This is a genomic window from Amycolatopsis sacchari, assembly GCF_900114035.1.
Lineage (GTDB): Bacteria > Actinomycetota > Actinomycetes > Mycobacteriales > Pseudonocardiaceae > Amycolatopsis_E > Amycolatopsis_E sacchari.
On the sequence record NZ_FORP01000003.1, the window covers coordinates 91492 to 107818 of the forward strand.

General features: G+C 71.7%; 13 protein-coding genes. 7 read left to right on the forward strand and 6 right to left on the reverse strand.

Annotated features, from left to right (window positions below; genetic code table 11):
- Window positions 1-41: 41 nt before the first annotated feature.
- The 5 genes from BMZ92_RS07140 to BMZ92_RS07160 all read right to left on the reverse strand — a co-directional run bounded on the left by BMZ92_RS07140 (window position 42) and on the right by BMZ92_RS07160 (window position 6607).
- Window positions 42-1490 (reverse strand): cell division protein PerM, encoded by a 1449-nt coding sequence (locus BMZ92_RS07140; RefSeq protein ID WP_143249814.1) that lies wholly within the window; start codon window positions 1488-1490, stop codon window positions 42-44.
- A 153-nt stretch (window positions 1491-1643) separates the two neighbouring features.
- Complete coding sequence (locus BMZ92_RS07145) at window positions 1644-2348, reverse strand: DUF5336 domain-containing protein (RefSeq protein ID WP_091504941.1); 705 nt, start codon at window positions 2346-2348, stop codon at window positions 1644-1646.
- Between the two features lie 205 nt (window positions 2349-2553).
- Complete coding sequence (sucD, locus tag BMZ92_RS07150) at window positions 2554-3444, reverse strand: succinate--CoA ligase subunit alpha (RefSeq protein WP_091504942.1); 891 nt, start codon at window positions 3442-3444, stop codon at window positions 2554-2556.
- Between the two features lie 5 nt (window positions 3445-3449).
- The gene (gene sucC, locus BMZ92_RS07155; protein ID WP_091504943.1) at window positions 3450-4619 is read right to left on the reverse strand and encodes an ADP-forming succinate--CoA ligase subunit beta; all 1170 of its coding nucleotides are present in this window, start codon (window positions 4617-4619) and stop codon (window positions 3450-3452) included.
- Window positions 4620-4765: 146 nt separating this feature from the next.
- Complete coding sequence (locus BMZ92_RS07160; RefSeq protein WP_091504944.1) at window positions 4766-6607, reverse strand: hypothetical protein; 1842 nt, start codon at window positions 6605-6607, stop codon at window positions 4766-4768.
- 563 nt (window positions 6608-7170) lie between these two features.
- On the opposite strand from BMZ92_RS07160, the gene BMZ92_RS07165 reads away from it, so the two are divergent.
- Window positions 7171-7857 carry a M23 family metallopeptidase gene (locus BMZ92_RS07165; protein ID WP_091505199.1) on the forward strand — a complete coding sequence of 229 codons (687 nt, stop codon included), beginning with the start codon at window positions 7171-7173 and terminating at the stop codon, window positions 7855-7857.
- Window positions 7858-8467: 610 nt separating this feature from the next.
- Here BMZ92_RS07165 and pcrA read toward each other — a convergent pair.
- Window positions 8468-10849 (reverse strand): DNA helicase PcrA, encoded by a 2382-nt coding sequence (gene pcrA, locus BMZ92_RS07170; protein WP_091504945.1) that lies wholly within the window; start codon window positions 10847-10849, stop codon window positions 8468-8470.
- Window positions 10850-10959: 110 nt separating this feature from the next.
- On the opposite strand from pcrA, the gene BMZ92_RS07175 reads away from it, so the two are divergent.
- The 6 genes from BMZ92_RS07175 (at window position 10960) to BMZ92_RS07200 (ending at window position 16284) form a co-directional block, all read left to right on the forward strand.
- Entirely contained in the window at window positions 10960-11328 is a 369-nt protein-coding gene (locus tag BMZ92_RS07175; RefSeq protein ID WP_091504946.1) for a DUF1707 SHOCT-like domain-containing protein, read from the forward strand.
- A gap of 165 nt (window positions 11329-11493) precedes the next feature.
- Window positions 11494-11790, forward strand: a complete 297-nt coding sequence (locus BMZ92_RS07180) for a chorismate mutase (protein ID WP_091504947.1) — start codon at window positions 11494-11496, stop codon at window positions 11788-11790.
- Window positions 11791-11850: 60 nt separating this feature from the next.
- Window positions 11851-12156, forward strand: a complete 306-nt coding sequence (locus BMZ92_RS07185; RefSeq protein WP_091504948.1) for a hypothetical protein — start codon at window positions 11851-11853, stop codon at window positions 12154-12156.
- A 335-nt stretch (window positions 12157-12491) separates the two neighbouring features.
- Window positions 12492-13619 (forward strand): hypothetical protein, encoded by a 1128-nt coding sequence (locus tag BMZ92_RS07190; RefSeq protein ID WP_245782945.1) that lies wholly within the window; start codon window positions 12492-12494, stop codon window positions 13617-13619.
- A 141-nt stretch (window positions 13620-13760) separates the two neighbouring features.
- Window positions 13761-14603 (forward strand): hypothetical protein, encoded by an 843-nt coding sequence (locus BMZ92_RS07195; protein WP_091504949.1) that lies wholly within the window; start codon window positions 13761-13763, stop codon window positions 14601-14603.
- A gap of 187 nt (window positions 14604-14790) precedes the next feature.
- Window positions 14791-16284 (forward strand): serine/threonine-protein kinase, encoded by a 1494-nt coding sequence (locus tag BMZ92_RS07200; protein ID WP_091504950.1) that lies wholly within the window; start codon window positions 14791-14793, stop codon window positions 16282-16284.
- The last annotated feature ends 43 nt before the right edge of the window (window positions 16285-16327 follow it).

Sequence of the window (16327 nt, forward strand, 5' to 3'; positions counted from 1 at the left end):
TCCAACGCCTCTCCTTCGCCTGGTGGTGTTACTCCCCCAGACTAGCTGCCGGGCTCTTTCGCCTCGTCGGAGGCCTGAGCGGGCTCCTCGGCATCCTCGGCATCCTCGGCGGTTTCGGTGTCTTCAGAGTCCTCGACGTCCGCGGTGTCTTCGGTGTCTTCGGTGTCCTCGACGGCCGCGGTGTCTTCGGTGTCTTCGGTGTCGTCCGGCTCCTCGACCGTGTCGGGCTCCCGCTGCTCGTCGGCTTCGTCCTGGGACTCGGCCTCCGGCTCGGGCTCCTCCACCACCACCGGTTCAGGTGCGGGCGCCGGACGGCGCGGTCCCGCGAGCCACGCGACCAGGCCGCCGGGCACGGCGATCCAGCCGAACGCGGCCACCGACAGCAGCCCGACCGGCACGGACACCGGGTTGAACGGCCCGTGCCCCAGCTGCCCGCCGGCGAGCGTGCCCAGCAGGACGCAGCCGAACCCGATGAGGGCACCCGCGATGCCGACCGTGCGCAGCCGCGCCCGCGGGTCCTCGTCGCTGCGCCGCAACGACCACCCGACCAGCACCCCCACCGCGGCGGGCAGCACCAGCAACGCGGGCCACCAGCGCGCGGCGTGCTCCGGCATGTTCGCGAGCAGCGGCAGACCGGGCAGCGTGCCACCGCGGTAGCTGAACGGGGTGAGCGAGACCGAGCCGATCGAGAACCCGGGCCCCGCGACGAAGGACAGGGTCGCGATCACGGCGTTGGGCAGGTAACCGATGGACAGCAGCAGCATCCCGGCGCCGCTGCCGAAACCGGGCGCGTTCGCCGCGAACAGGTGCCCCACCGTCCGCACCGAAACGCCCAGCGTGACCGTGTAGACCACGGCGCCCACGCCGAGGAGCCCGGCCAGGCCCAGCGCCCCCGCGCGCAGCCCGCGCAGCGCGAGCGGGTCGAGGTGGTCGCGGGCCGCGGCGAGGATCCCGCACCGCTTCGCGACACCCGCCGTCGCACACAGGGCGGAGACGAACCCCGGCACGAGGAACGCGGTGAGCGGCTCGACGTTGACGCGCACGCTGCCGACGGTGAGCGCGATGGTGATGCCCGCGAGGGCGTGCGTCGCCGCGATCGGGGCGACCACGTTGACGGCCTGCCCCGGCTCGCGGTAACCGAGCCGCCCGGCGGCGTGCGCGGCCGACCCGGCGACGAACGTGCCCACGACCGCGGTGCCGAGCAGCGGCAGGACGCCCAGGGTGCCGCCGGTGACGGTGACCGGGACCTGGTAGGCGGCGAGCAGTCCGGGACCGGCGGCACGCAGCACGCCGAGCACGGAGAAGTGCGAGAGCGACGCGAGCGCGGTGACCAGCGCGAAGAGCGCGACGACGAGGGCGTACCCGGCGACCAGCGGCCCGAAGGCCGCCGCGAACACGATCTTCGTCCGCGTGGCGCCGCTCAGCTCACCCGTCGCGCGCAGGCCGGTCACCTCTTCCTCGGCGGGAGGACGCGGGGTGAGCAGCTGCATGTCTCGCACCCTCGCATCCGGTTTGCGCCGGTCGGGTGAGGCACGCCGCCCAGGAGGCGTGTCCCCGCGCACACGTCACCCGGTGGGGTGCTGTTCCAGGATGCTCGAAAGGGCACCTCGAAACCGCCCCGAGGTGCCCTTCTCGCTGGTCGTTCAGCCCTGGTTGCCGAAGCCGCCGGGCGGCGTGCCGGTGCCGGGCTGCTGGGGCTGCTGGCCGGTCTCCGGCTGCTGCGGCTGGTAGAACTGGCCCTGCTGCGGGGCGTAGACCGTCGACTGCGGCGCCACCGGCGGGGCGAACTGCGTGCCCTGCGGGCCGCCCTGCTTCTCCGGGCCCTGGCCGTACGGGCCGGGCTGGCCGTAGGGCTGGTACTGGGGCCGCGGGCCGGGCGTCGGCAGCTTGACCACGTTGTACTCGACGAGCAGCACCGCCACCGCGACGAGCAGCTGCAACAGCCCCAGGATCAGGATCACCGTCATGATCCCCGGGGTTTCGCCGCCGGAGGGCACCTGGACCACCGAGAGGATCGCGTACAGCCCGCCGAGCACGCTGAACAGGACCGCGAACGGCAGCACCTTCGGCGCGCGCGGCAGCAGCGACAGGCCCGCCAGCAGGCCGCCGACCAGCAGGAACAGCAGTGCCTGGCCGGAGCCGCTGGCCTCGTCCGAGAAACCGAGGAAGTAGCTGACGACGCCGAGCACCAGCATGGCGAGCGTGAGGATCACGGGCAGGTTGACCGCCGACAGGTTCGCCCCGCCCTGCTGCTGGTGGGGGAAGCCTCCAGGGCCCGGAGGCTGGGGGTTCGGTTGTGCGCCGCCACCCTGCTGGGGGTAGCCCGGCCCACCGCTGGGGAAGGTCATTCCGTGCTCTCCTGTCGTGTTGCCCGAAAGGTGGGGTGGCCGATATGTCCGGAAACGCTAGCGCACCGGGGGCGTCCGGCCCATCCCTCGGCTATCCGACGTGCCACCGCGGCAAACGGTTGCGTCGAGTTCGCTGTGAACCCGGGCAGCGCAACGGCCGGGCCCCGCGACGGGGACCCGGCCGTTTCCACGGACCGTGCTCGGGTCAGTGCAGGTTCTCGTACAGCTCCCTGGCCAGCGCGGCGGTCTCGGACGGCGTCTTGCCGACCTTGACGCCCGCGGCCTCGAGGGCCTCCTTCTTCGCCTGCGCGGTGCCGGCCGAGCCGGACACGATCGCACCCGCGTGACCCATGGTCTTGCCCTCGGGCGCGGTGAAGCCCGCGACGTAGCCGACGACCGGCTTGGTCACGTTCTCCTTGATGTAGGCCGCGGCCCGCTCCTCGGCGTCGCCACCGATCTCACCGATCATGACGATGACCTCGGTCTCCGGGTCGGCCTGGAAGGCCTCCAGCGCGTCGATGTGGGTGGTGCCGATGATCGGGTCACCACCGATGCCGACGGCCGTGGAGAAGCCGATGTCACGCAGCTCGTACATCATCTGGTACGTCAGCGTGCCCGACTTCGACACCAGGCCGATCTTGCCGGGGCCGGTGATGTTGGCCGGGATGATGCCGGCGTTCGACTTGCCGGGCGAGATGACGCCGGGGCAGTTCGGGCCGATGATGCGGGTCTTGTTGCCCTTGGCGACGGCGTGGGCCCAGAAGTAGGCCGAGTCGTGCACCGGGATGCCCTCGGTGATCACCACGGCGAGCGGGATCTCGGCGTCGATGGCCTCGATGACCGCGTCCTTGGCGAACTTCGGCGGCACGAAGATGACCGACACGTCGGCGCCGGTCTCCTTCATGGCCTCCTCGACCGTGCCGAACACGGTGAGGTCCTTGCCGGCGATGGTGACCGTCTGCCCGGCCTTGCGGGCGTTGACGCCACCGACGATGTTGGAGCCGGCCTGCAGCATCTTGGTCGCGTGCTTGGTGCCCTCGGACCCGGTGATGCCCTGAACGATGATCTTGCTGCTGGAATCGAGGAAGATCGACATTTCTCTTACGCTCCTGCCGCGGCCAGCTCGGCAGCCTTGTCCGCTGCGTTGTCCATGGTGTCCACCTGCGTCACCAGCGGGTGGTTGGCCTCGTTGAGGATCCGGCGGCCTTCCTCGACGTTGTTGCCGTCGAGGCGGACCACGAGCGGCTTGGTGGCCTCGTCGCCCAGGATCTTGAGGGCCTCGACGATGCCGGTCGCGACCGCGTCGCACGCGGTGATGCCACCGAAGACGTTGACGAACACCGACTTGACGGCCGGGTCGTTCAGGATGACGTCCAGGCCGGCGGCCATGACCTCGGCCGAGGCGCCGCCACCGATGTCGAGGAAGTTGGCGGGCTTGACGCCGCCGTGCTTCTCGCCCGCGTAGGCCACGACGTCCAGCGTGGACATGACCAGGCCCGCGCCGTTGCCGATGATGCCGACCTCGCCGTCGAGCTTGACGTAGTTGAGGTTCTTGGCCTTGGCCTTGGCCTCCAGCGGGTCCTCGGCCTGCTTGTCGACGAGCTCCTCCTGCTTCGGCTGCCGGAAGGAGGCGTTCTCGTCCAGGGTGACCTTGCCGTCGAGGGCGACGATCTTGTCCTGCGGGTCGCGGACCAGCGGGTTCACCTCGACCAGGGTGGCATCCTCGGCCACGAAGGTCTCCCACAGCTTGACGACCACGTCGGCCGCCTGGTCGCGGATGACCTCGGGGAAGTTGCCCTGGGCCAGGATCTCCAGCGCCTTGGCCTTGTCGACCCCGGCGATCGCGTCGACCGGCACCTTGGCGAGCGCTTCGGGCCGCTCCACGGCCAGCTGCTCGATCTCCATGCCGCCCTCGGCCGAGGCCATGGCGAGGAAGGTGCGGTTGGCGCGGTCCAGCAGGAAGGAGAAGTAGTACTCCTCCGCGATGTCGGACGCCTCGGTCACCAGCACGCGGTGCGTGATGTGGCCCTTGATGTCGAGGCCGAGGATGGCTTCGGCCTTCTCCTTGGCCTCGGCCGGGTCCTTGGCGAGCTTCACGCCACCGGCCTTGCCACGGCCGCCGGTCTTGACCTGCGCCTTGACGACGACCTGTCCACCGATCTTCTCGGCGGCGGCCTGGGCTTCTTCGGGGGTGCTCGCTACGGCGCCGGGAAGAACCGGCACACCGTGGGCGGCGAAGAGGTCCTTCGCCTGGTATTCGTAGAGGTCCACTACTCCAGTCTCCTGACGACACACGCCACTGCGTTGACCTGCGTGAGGTGGGTCCAGATGCGTGCTTGATGCAAACCATGCTGCCGGACGGAGACGACCCTAGCGACCTGGGGAGAGGCGCGGGGCGCCGCACCCGGTGAACTCTGTCACCGTATGGATCCAGAGGGTGTTTTCCGGGTGTGAATCGTCCCACGCGGGGCCAGGACGGTGGCGATCGCGAGCGCCACGACGCAGCCGAGCGCGAGCCACCAGCCGACGCCGGCGTGCGCGCCGGTGATCTGGTCGCCCGTCAGCGGCAGCGCCAGCAGGCGCAGCACGGCGAGGCAGGTCGCCCCGGCGAGCAGCCCGGTGGCGCGGGCGGGCCGGCTGCGCGGGGCGAGGAAGCACGCCCCGAGCACCGTCAGCAGCGCGAGCAGCAGCCCCCAGGAGGGCGTGCCGAAGTTCGACCACAGCGCGGGCTCGACGTAGTCGGGCGAGACGATCGACGGGGTGCCGAACCCCCCGATCGCGAGGATCCCGCCCGCGACCAGCGGCGTGATCAGGTTGGGGCCGGGCACCTCGGCGGCCTCTTCACTGTCGTCGCGCTCGACCATGCCGGCCACGACGGAACAGCACGCGGTCGCGGCCGCGGCGACGGTCGCCACCGAGGTCCACACCACGCCCTGCCCCGGGGACAGGCCGGCGCCCAGTTCGGTCGCGGTGATGGCCGTGGTGAGCACGGCCGTCGCCGCGAGCGGAACCCCCGCCCACGCGACCGACAGCACCGGCCGCAGCACCGGCGCCAGCACCGGCACGAACATCGCCGCGCCCAGCACGCCGACCAGCAGCCCGGCGACGAGCAGCGACCAGCGCCACGGGCTCTGCGGGCCGCCCAGCTCACCGGTCACCACCACCTGATCGGTGAAGGTGCCCGCGATCGCGGCCAGCATCGTCACCAGGCCCAGCACGCCGGTGGCACGCCGCAACCCGGGCGAACCGGGCAGCCGTGCCTCGCCCGCCTCGTCACCGGCCCTCGCCACGCCCGCCTTGTCCGCCGCGTAGTTGGCCGCCGCGTAGTGGGCCGCCTCGTACTTGCCCGCCGCATAGTTGGCCGCCGCGAAGTCGCCCGTCGCGTAGTTGGCCGCCGTGTCGTCGGCACCGGGGTCGGCGCTCGCCTCGCCCGTCGCGTCGCCGCCGAGGCGCACCGGCAGCCCTTCCCGCCCTTCCGAGGGCAGGAAGGCGACGACCGCGAGCCCGGCAGCACCGACCAGGACCACGATCGGCCCGGCCGACACGCCGATGCCGTCGACCGCGATGCCCGAGCCCAGTTCAGGCAGTGCGACGGTCGCGGCGGCCAGGCCGAGCCCGAGCAGCCCGCCGGTGCTGAGCCCGTCCGATCCCGAGCTGATCGCGAGCCCCGCGGCCACCGGCAGCGCGAACGCGAGCAGCAGGCTTCCGGCGAGCACCAGCGCAGGCCGCTCGAAGGCACTGCCGACCGGCAGGAACGCGTCGTCCCCGGCGAACGGCGCCATCATGACGCCGACCGCCGCGACACCCGCGGCCACCAGCCCGATGGGCAGCAGACCCCGGTCCGCGACACCGGACTCGGGCCGGGGCCCGAGCGCGCGCACCCCGGCGACGCCGGCCGCGACCGCGACGACGTGCCCGGCGAGCAGCAGCCAGAAGCCGACACCCGGCCCGGGCAGGGCGAACACCTCCGGCCGGTACAACTCCGGACGCGACACCGACGACGGATCGGCGAGGAACTGCAGGTCGAGCACCGCCTGTCCCGGCGCGAGCGCGGCGACGCCCGCCAGCACCCCCGCGCCCGCGGCGGGCCTGCCCCGCAGCACGAAGGCGATCGCCAGCACCGGAGGCACGACGGCGAGCACGATCAGCAGGGGTGCACTCGCGTAGCCGCGCACAGCACCGTCGACCACCGGCAGGACCGCGCCGAGCGCCGACAGCAGCGCCGCGAGCGCGGCGAGCACGAGGGCAGGGAGCAGCACCGAGGTCGGGTGCCCGTCGAGGGTTTCGGCCGACCGCGGATCACTCCGCGAAAGCCGGGCGGGAACAGTCCAGCGAGTCCGGATCATTGCCACGGAACGCTAGCAAGGACCGCGGTGGTTCACGGCCTGGACCGCGCCGGACGGTGCCCGGGTTTATTCCTCGACAAACGTTAGCCACGTCACACCAACGGTGTAATCCTCTCTCCACACTGCGTCATTACCGCTGCTAGAACGCTCGCGTCTCTCACACTTTCAGCCCTTGCGCCGACGACGCCTTGCCCAGAAGGACCTCCCTTCGTTACTGTCCCCCGGTCCCCATTACGGTCAGGTCACAAAGCGGACAGCGAGTCAACCACCCCCGAGGTCGGCTCACCGGGTTCCCCCGCCCGGGTTCGCGGATCTGGCTCCCCCGAGTAACGGAAGGCCTCGCTTTGGCTCGACACCGCTCCCCCAGCGGCGAAGCCCCTTCCCCGGAACTCGATGACGCACTGGACGGTGCGGTCGTCCGCGTCCGGGGTGGACACCGGATCCCGGCACCGTCCTCGGCCCTGCGTGGGCGCGTGGTGGTCGCCGCAGTCGCCGCAGGCGCTTTCGCCGCCGCCGCGGCGGGACAGACCCTGCAGTCGTCCTTCGGCACCGCCGAGGCCGAAGGTGTGACGCCGCTGGCGAACACCTCCGACGCGCGTGCTTCGTTCGCCCTCGGTGGTGACGCCCCCGCGGGCGCTCCCGAGCTGGTCCCCGCCGCGCACTACACCGACGCCTCGGCCGAGGTGCAGAAGCTCAACGCCAGCCTCCAGGTCACGCAGGACCGCGAGGCCCGCGACGCCGCGGCCGCCCGAGCCGCCGCCGAGGAAGCCTCCCGGCCGAAGACCTGCCTGCCCGCGCACGGCACCTTCACGTCCGGTTTCGGCGCCCGGTGGGGCACGACCCACTACGGCATCGACATCGCGAACTCGATCGGCACCCCGATCTACGCCGCCTCGGACGGCGTCGTGATCGACGCCGGGCCTGCCAGCGGCTTCGGCCTGTGGGTCCGGATCCAGCTCGCCGACGGCACCATCCAGGTGTACGGGCACATGAACACCTTCTCCGTGCGCGAGGGCCAGAAGGTCAAGTGCGGGCAGCAGATCGCCGAGATCGGCGACCGCGGTCAGGCGACCGGTCCGCACCTGCACTTCGAGGTCTGGCTGAACGGCACGAAGAAGATCGACCCGCGCCCCTGGCTCGCCGCGCGCGGCGTGTACCTGTAGCCGCCAGCCTGCGGGCCGCCCTGGCTCGCATCCGGAGGGCTGGCGTTCGCGCTCTGGCGTGTTCGGCTGTCGGTCGGCCCCGGACTGCGGTGGCTGCCGAAACCTCGGCTGGCGCTCGTCCCCGGGCAACGCTGGCTGCCGAGACCCGCGCCGCGGCTCGTGCTGCCGGGGTTGCCCTGCGGCCTCGCTACGGGACAAGGCAACCGGCGGCGAACCGCTGACCGCTCCTCGGCGGGGATGCTCCTCTCCGTGGTCCTGGCGCCCCGTCGAAGGCCCCCTCGCCTTTCGAAGCGCGCCTCGGCTGAGTGCGATGACGTGGCTGGCTTCTGCTCCCTCCTGTGGCGCTGCAAGGTGTCCGCGCGGCGTCGGGCCTCTGGTTCCCCTACCGCCGACGGGCCAAACCCCGCTATCGCACGTCCGGGGGACGCAGGCCTGCCAGTCCCGGGACCGGACACGAACCGGCCCGGGCACACCCCACCGCACCGCACTCGACGAACCCATCGGAACCCCTCCTGACGCTCGAACTCATGTTCGAGTACAGGTATAGCGGAGGGGTCCGACAGTTTCCGGCCCTCGCGAGGGCCGCCGGCGAAAACCGGGCGAAAAACAGCTACAGCTTCACCATCGGCACGCTGCCGATCAGCATCAGCTTGACCTTGCCCGCCGCGCCGAAGTCGATCGTCGCGGTGGCGCGCGCGCCTTCGCCCTGGGCTTCGACCACCGTGCCGAGGCCGTACTTGTCGTGGCTGACCCGGTCACCCACGTCGAGCTTCAGCGCGACCGTGTTCTGCCAGCCCTTGAACGGCGTCGTCCGCATGCCGCGCGCCGCGACCCCGGCCTGCGCCGAGTCACCGCCGAACGAGCGCCTGCTCCCCCACGTCGTGGCGGTGCGCGGCGAGCCGTACGACTCCGGCTCCTCGCGGCGCCAGTCGATCAGGTCGGCCGGGATCTCGTCGAGGAAGCGCGACGCCGGGTTGGTCATCGGCTGGCCCCACGCCGACCGCGTGATCGCCCGTGACAGGTACAGCCGCTCCCGCGCCCGCGTGATCGCCACGTACGCCAGGCGCCGCTCCTCCGCCAGCTCGGCCGGCTCCCCCAGCGCCCTCAGGTGCGGGAAGACGCCGTCCTCCCAGCCCGTGCAGAAGACCACCGGGTACTCGAGGCCCTTCGCGGTGTGCACGGTCATCAGCGTGACCACGCCGGTGTCGTCCTCGTCGTCCTCGCCGTCGGGCGACGGGATCGAGTCCGCGTCCGCGACCAGCGACACGCGCTCCAGGAACGCGGGCAGCGAGCCCGGCTCCGGCAGCCCGTCCTCCGCCGGTGGCTGTTCGGCCGCCGCCTCGGTGAACTCCCGTGCCACCGTCACCAGCTCGGTCAGGTTCTCCACCCGCGAGGCGTCCTGCGGGTCGTCCGACTCCTCCAGCTCCGCGCGGTAGCCCGTGCGGTCCAGCACCGCCTCCAGGACGTCCGCCACCTCGGCGCCCTCGTCGGCCAGCTCACGCAGCCCGTCGAGCAGCTCCACGAAGCCCGTGATCGCCTTCGCCGAGCGCGGGTTGAGCAGCGCGACCTTGCCCTCGACCGCCTCGCGCAACGCGGCGTTGAACGAGATCCGCTCCCGCTCCGCGTGCGTCGCGATCACCGCCTCCGCGCGGTCACCGATGCCGCGCTTGGGCACGTTGAGGATCCGGCGCAGGCTCACGGTGTCCTCCGGGTTCGCGATGACCCGCAGGTACGCCAGCATGTCCCGGACCTCGCGCCGCTCGTAGAAGCGGACGCCGCCGACCACCCGGTACGGCAGGCCGAGCCGGATGAAGATCTCCTCGAACACGCGCGACTGGTTGTTGGTGCGGTAGAAGACCGCCACGTCGGAGTACTTCGCTTCGCCGCGGTCGGCCAGCGCGTCGATCTCGCCCGCGACGAACGCCGCCTCGTCGTGCTCGTTGTCGGCGACGTAGCCGCCGATCTTCGGGCCGTCACCCGAGTCGGTCCACAGCCGCTTGTCACGCCGGTTCGGGTTCCGCGAGATCACGGCGTTGGCGGCGGACAGGATGGTCTGCGTCGAGCGGTAGTTCTGCTCCAGCAGGATCGTGCGGGCGTTGGGGAAGTCCCGCTCGAACTCCTCGATGTTGCGGATCGTCGCGCCGCGGAAGGCGTAGATCGACTGGTCCGCGTCACCCACCACGCACAGCTCCGCGGGCTCCACGCCGGACTCCGTCGGCTCCGTGCCGACCAGCTCGCGGACCAGCGTGTACTGCGCGTGGTTGGTGTCCTGGTACTCGTCGACCAGCACGTGCCGGAACCGGCGCCGGTAGTGCTCGGCGACGTCGGGGAACACCTGCAGCAGCTCGACCGTGCGCATGATCAGGTCGTCGAAGTCCATCGCGTTGGCCAGCGACAGGCGCCGCTGGTACTCGGCGTAGACCTCGGCGACGCGGCGCTCCAGGTCGTTGGTGGCCTTGTCCTTGGCGCTCTCCGGGTCGACCAGCTCGTTCTTCAGGTTCGAGATGTGCACCGCGAGCGTGCGCGCCGGGTACCGCTTCGGGTCCACGTCGAGGTCGCGCGCCACGAGCGTGATGAGCCGCTTCGTGTCGTCGGAGTCGTAGATCGAGAAGTTCGACGACATGCCGAGCGTCTTGGCCTCGCGGCGCAGCAGCCGCACGCACATCGAGTGGAACGTCGACACCCACATCGCGTTGGCGCGGCGGCCCACCAGGTCGGAGACGCGCTCCCGCATCTCGGCGGCGGCCTTGTTGGTGAAGGTGATGGCCATGATCTGCCCCGGCTGCGCGCCGCGTTCGGCGAGCAGCCAGGCGATCCGCCTGGTCAGCACCCTGGTCTTGCCCGAACCGGCGCCCGCGACGACCAGCAGCGGCACACCGGCGTGGGTGACGGCTTCGCGCTGGGCGGGGTTCAGGTCCGCGAGCAGGTCGGCGTGGCGGCCGGCGGGGACGGCCGCGGGCTTTTCGGCAGGGAGATCGAAGAGGGTGCTCATCGGGGATCCACGCTACTCGGGGGGACTGACGGTCTACCGCACCGGACGTAGCCGCGAATGTCGCCCACGAGCCGATGCCGGCCCCCGTCCCGGTGCGGAGCATCGAGCTTATGACGACACCCACCCGAATCCGCGCCTCGGACGCCGACCGCGAGCGCGTCGCTCGCCGGATACAGCGCGCCAGCGGCGAAGGCCGCCTCCCCCTCGATGAGACAGAACGACGGCTGGGCACGGTTTATGCCGCGACCTACGTCGACGAGCTGGCCGCACTCCTGTCCGACCTGCCACCGGAGCCCGCACCGCGGTTCCCGCTGCCGCTGCAGGTGCACGCCGCCGTGGCCGTGGTGCTCGCCGTGCTGCTCGTGACGGTGTGGGCGGTTTCCGGTGCGCCGTTCTTCTGGCCGGTCGCCCCGTTGTTCTGGCTTTCGCTGAGTCTCGTGGCTCACGCCGCGTTCCGGTGGCGGGCTGTGCCATACTGAGGGCATGCGGCACCACGCGTACCGATTTTTCTACGGGAACCGGACTCCGGCTCCCGTGATCGCGTAGTGTCCGACCGCAATCACCGCCAAGCCCCGGAGTCCACGGACCCGGGGCTTTCGTCGGCTCTGGGACCAGGTGGGAGTCCGGACCGACCGGAGGTCCAGATGGACGCACAGACGGAAGAAGACCGGGTCTCCTCCGCGGAGCCGATCGCCTCGGCCGAGGAGATCGCCGAGCTGCGCAAGGAGATCGACTGGCTGGACTCGGAGATCCTGCGCCTGGTCAAACGCCGGATCGAGGTGTCGCAGACGATCGGCCGCGCGCGGATGGCCGCCGGCGGCACCCGGATCGTCTACAACCGCGAGATGGACGTGCTCGCCCGCTACCGCGACCTCGGCCCCGACGGGCGCCAGCTGGCGATGGCGCTGCTGAACCTCGGTCGCGGCAGGCTCGGCCGGTAAGCGCTTTTTTCAGGGAGTTTCCCCGACCCGGGAGGCGCCGCGGGCGGGCACACTGGACGCATGATTAACCTCATCGCGGTCGTGGTCGCGATCGCCAGTGTGCTCGCCGCGCTGGGCCATGTCGGCTACCTGGCGCTGCTCAACAACGCCGCCAACAAGAGGGCGGGCGGCGCCCCCGTCGCGCAGTACGTGCGCAGCCGGTGGGCCGTCGCCGGAGGGACCACCGCGGCCTCCCTGCTCGCGTGGTTGCTCACGGCCGGCGGACCGACGATGGACGTCATCGCGATCCTGCTGGCCGCGGGAAGCGGGGCGGTGGCCGTTAAGGCGCTGCAGTCGACGCAGGAGAAGTACCGCAGCGGAGGCTGAACCCGGGGCACGCATTGCGGTGAGACCTGGACCGCACCACACCGCGGTTACACACTGCAAGTCGCACTTCCGCCGCGACGCGACCCCGACAGGGTGAACTTGGGATCCGGCCCTCCCGTTGTGGCCGAAGCCTTTTACCCTTGGGGCGTGGAATCCCGCACGCTCACAGGTACTCGCTCGGCGGCATGCCGTGCGCGTGCAGATGAACGTGCATCTTCACGCGTGCATGTTGCTCCGTTCGACTTAACCCGGGTCCCGCCCGCGTCACGGCACACGGGGGGAGGGGTCCTCCCGGCATGACCAGCGGGGCCGATTCGACCGACCGACTTCCTCTTGTGACAGGCCGGCACCGGCGGGGCGCGGGCACCTGGACACCCCGGGTACCGCAGCGCTCGACCGGCGGCCGCCACTCGTCGTTCGCGTCCGCCGCGATCGACCCGCCCGCCCGCGGCTCCCTGCCGCTGGTCCCCCCGGGGCCCGAAGAAGGCGGCGTCTTCCCCACCTCCCGCGGTGAGCTGCCGCTGCCGAAACCGCCCGAGCGGCAGGCGCCGCCCGCGAAGCCCCGGCGGACGAAGGTCACGCTGACGCCGCCCACCCCGCACGACGAGAACGCCGAGGACGAGGACGTGCGCGTCTACGTGGCGCCGCCCGAGACCGGCCTCGGCTCCTTCGACCTCGGGTCCGTGCCCGCGTCGGTCACCCCGCCGCGCACGTGGCGCAAGGCGGCCTGGTTCGCGACCGCCTCCTCCGGCGGGGTGGTCCTCGCCCTGCTGTTCGCCGGCTCCGCGCTCGTCGGCAAGCCGACGCCGGACCAGGCGGGCGACGCGTGGATCCCCGGTCTCGGCGGCGGCCTCCCCACGCTCGGCGGTGAGCGCGTCGTCCCCGCCCCCGGCGGCGGTGGTTATCCCAGCGACCCCACCTCGGGCTCCCGGAACTTCCGCAGCGAGACCAGCACGTCGGAGCCACCGACGACGACGGAGGCACCCGGCAGCACCCGGAACCCCGGCGTCAGCAGCTCCCACGGCGTCACCGGCGGCCACGGGCTGCCCCCGGTGTCCGGCGGCGGGCCCGGTCAGTCCGGCACGCCGTCCACCAGCACCGCGCCGCCCGTCAAGCCCTCGCCCACCCCGGCGCCCTACGACGCCGACCCGTGGCGGTTCCGGATCCCCGAGGGCGACCCGCAGGTGCTGGCGCAGAACTCCCAGCGCTACCTCGACACCGTGACCGAGGACCCGCAGGCCGCGTACGCGATGACGACGGGTGAGCTCCAGCAGGAGGGCACCCAGGGCATCGAGCAGAAGTACGCCGACGTGGCCTACTTCCAGGTCGAGCACGTGCAGGTGCACCAGTACGACGGCAAGACCGTCTGCACGGTGAAGCTGGTGCGCAAGGACGGCAGCGCGAGCACCGAGCAGCGCACCCTGACCTTCGACGGGCCCAAGATCGCGAACGACGGCACCTGACCTGCCGTTACTCCACCCGGGTGACAGGTACTGCCGTTCGTCGTGCGATCGGGGCTGTCCACCGATCGGGGGTGGCCGGTAACGACGAGCCACGGTTCGCTGATGAACGAGCAGACCACCCGATCAACCGGAACAGAGGCCATGAGAGTCGTGCACGATCGGCGGCGGTACCGGCAGACGCCGGACGCCCTCACCGTCGAGGACCTCCTGTCGGCGCAGGAGTTCGACTTCGAGCTGGTCGAAGACGCCCACCTCACGGAGCCGGCGCACGAGCCGCGCAAGTTCCTGCCGCCCCCGCGTGCGCGCGGCAGGCGCGAGCCACAGCCGCCGCGGGCGCCCGAGAACAGGGTTTCCAAGATCGCCAAGCTCGCCGGCCTCACCACCGCCGCCTCCCTGCTCGTGGGCGCGGTCGTGGCTTCGGCGGTGCTGACCCGCCAGCGGCCGGCCAACGGCGAGGCGGCGGCCCCGGTGCCGCCGCAGATCACGGGGGCGGCCGCGCTCGGCGCGTTCGTGCCCGACGTCGCTGGCCACCGCCAGGACCAGTCCCGGACGCCGCGCACCGCGCCGTCGGTCGTGCCGACCTCGCAGGTCCCGGTCGCCCAGACGCAGGCGGCCCCCGGCAGTGCGGCGAGCAGCGCCCCGGCCACCAGTTCCACGCCTGCCGACACGTCGACCAGCGACAAGGTCGCGCTGGTCGAGAAGTTCTACCAGCGCATGGTCTCGGCCCACCCGGAGGACGCGCTGGCCATGCTCACCCCCGACCTGGCCGGCGAAGAGCCGGGTGACCTGGTGCGGGCGTGGAGTTCGATGTCCCGGATCGAGGTGGACAGCGTCGAGGTGCAGCCGGACGGCACCGTGCGCGCGGTGGTGACGGTGCACCAGCACGACGGCACGCAGCTCCGCGTCACCCAGGTGCTCACGGTGACGAAGGGCAAGCAGAACGTGATCTCCCGGGCGGTGCTGCTCTCGGCGGAGCAGCTGTAGTCTCCGCCATAGCAGGTAACCGTCGGCCGCCCCGAAGCGTGCCAGGTGTATGTGCGCAGAGTGAGCGCCCTAGCCTTGTCACGAGCTGGCTTCGGCTGAACCGGCCCTCCGGGGCCGCGACATGTGCATACGCTCGGGCAGGCGAAAGGTGTGGCGTGCCCTGCAAGACAGCCCCGAAGGAGGTCGCGTGAGCGACGAAGGTCGCCTGGTCGCCGGCCGCTACCGCGTGGTCCGGCGGATCGGCACCGGTGCCATGGGTGCGGTCTGGCAGGCACATGACGAGGTGCTGGCGCGCACGGTCGCGATCAAGCAGCTGCTGCTGCAGCCCGGGCTCGACCCGCACGAGGCCGAGGACGCCAAGCAGCGCACGATGCGCGAGGGGCGGATCGCGGCCCGGCTGCACCACCCGAACGCCATCACGGTCTTCGACGTCGTCACCGACGACAACGGGCACCCCTGCCTCGTCATGGAGTACCTGCCGTCGACGAGCCTCGCCGAGATGCTGCGTGAGCGGAAGACGCTGCCGCCGGTCGAGGTGGCGCGGATCGGGGCGCAGATCGCGTCGGCGCTCAAGGAGGCCCACGCGGTCGGCATCGTGCACCGCGACATCAAGCCGGGCAACATCCTGCTCGGTGACAACGGCATCGTGAAGATCACCGACTTCGGCATCTCCCGCGCGAAGGACGACGTCACGGTGACCAAGACCGGCATGATCGCCGGTACCCCCGCCTACCTGGCGCCTGAAGTGGCCATCGGTGGCGACCCGGGGCCCGAGTCCGACGTGTTCTCCCTCGGCTCGACCCTGTACGCCGCGTGCGAGGGGCAGCCGCCGTTCGGGCTCAGCGAGAACACCCTGAGCCTGCTGCACGCCGTCGCGGCGGGGCAGATCAACCCGCCGCGGCAGTCCGGTCCGCTGGCGAGCGTGCTCGCCGTCATGCTGCACCCCGATGTGAAGCACCGCCCGACCGCCGAGGAGGCCGAGGAGCTGCTGGCCGCCGTCGGCCGCGGGGAGACCCCGCTCGGCGGCCCCGCCGACGCGACCCAGGTCGCGGGCGCGGTCGGCGCCGCTGCCGCGGGCGCGGCGGTCGGTGCGGCCGCGACCAGGGCGTTCAGCGGCAACCTCGGCCAGACCCGGCAGGACGACTTCTACGACGACTACGAGGACGAGTACGACGAGGACGGGTACGGCGCCACGGCGGCTTACCCGACCGAGGACCAGGACGGCCGCACCCGCGCCGTGCCGGCGGGGTACGCCGGGTACGACGACGAGAAGCCTGCTGCCGAGCAGGACGAGGACGAGCGGCCCGGGAAGTGGAAGGTGCCCGCGGCGATCGGTGCCGTCGTGGTGGCGGGGCTCGTCGCGCTGGGGATCTGGCTGTTCAACGGGCCGAACACCGGCAGCAGCAACATCACCGACAACCAGCCGGTCGTCCCGCCGCCCGCGCAGACGAGCTCCTCGGTGCTGCCCACGGAGTCCTCGGTCCTGCCGTCGAGCGAGGAGAGTTCGGCGTCCCGGCCGGCGCGGAGTTCCACGCCGCGGCGGAGCAGTGCGGTCGAGCAGCCGCAGCAGCCCACGTCGAGCAGCCCCTCGAAGAAGCCGACGACGAGCTCGCCGAGCAAACCCACCTCGAGCGAGGAACCGCCGTCATCCACGCCGTCCTCCTCCAACCCCGATCAGTGAGGTCCAACAAGAAATCCCGGTAGGGTGGTCGGCAAGTTTCCGG

What these genes read in the sequence shown, in the direction of transcription:
- BMZ92_RS07140 (WP_143249814.1), bottom strand. Translation starts at nt 1,490, where the DNA reads ATGCAGCTGCTCACCCCGCGTCCTCCCGCCGAGGAAGAGGTGACCGGC.
- BMZ92_RS07145 (WP_091504941.1), bottom strand. Translation starts at nt 2,348, where the DNA reads ATGACCTTCCCCAGCGGTGGGCCGGGCTACCCCCAGCAGGGTGGCGGC.
- sucD (WP_091504942.1), bottom strand. Translation starts at nt 3,444, where the DNA reads ATGTCGATCTTCCTCGATTCCAGCAGCAAGATCATCGTTCAGGGCATC.
- pcrA (WP_091504945.1), bottom strand. Translation starts at nt 10,849, where the DNA reads ATGAGCACCCTCTTCGATCTCCCTGCCGAAAAGCCCGCGGCCGTCCCC.
- BMZ92_RS07175 (WP_091504946.1), top strand. Translation starts at nt 10,960, where the DNA reads ATGACGACACCCACCCGAATCCGCGCCTCGGACGCCGACCGCGAGCGC.
- BMZ92_RS07180 (WP_091504947.1), top strand. Translation starts at nt 11,494, where the DNA reads ATGGACGCACAGACGGAAGAAGACCGGGTCTCCTCCGCGGAGCCGATC.
- BMZ92_RS07185 (WP_091504948.1), top strand. Translation starts at nt 11,851, where the DNA reads ATGATTAACCTCATCGCGGTCGTGGTCGCGATCGCCAGTGTGCTCGCC.
- BMZ92_RS07195 (WP_091504949.1), top strand. Translation starts at nt 13,761, where the DNA reads ATGAGAGTCGTGCACGATCGGCGGCGGTACCGGCAGACGCCGGACGCC.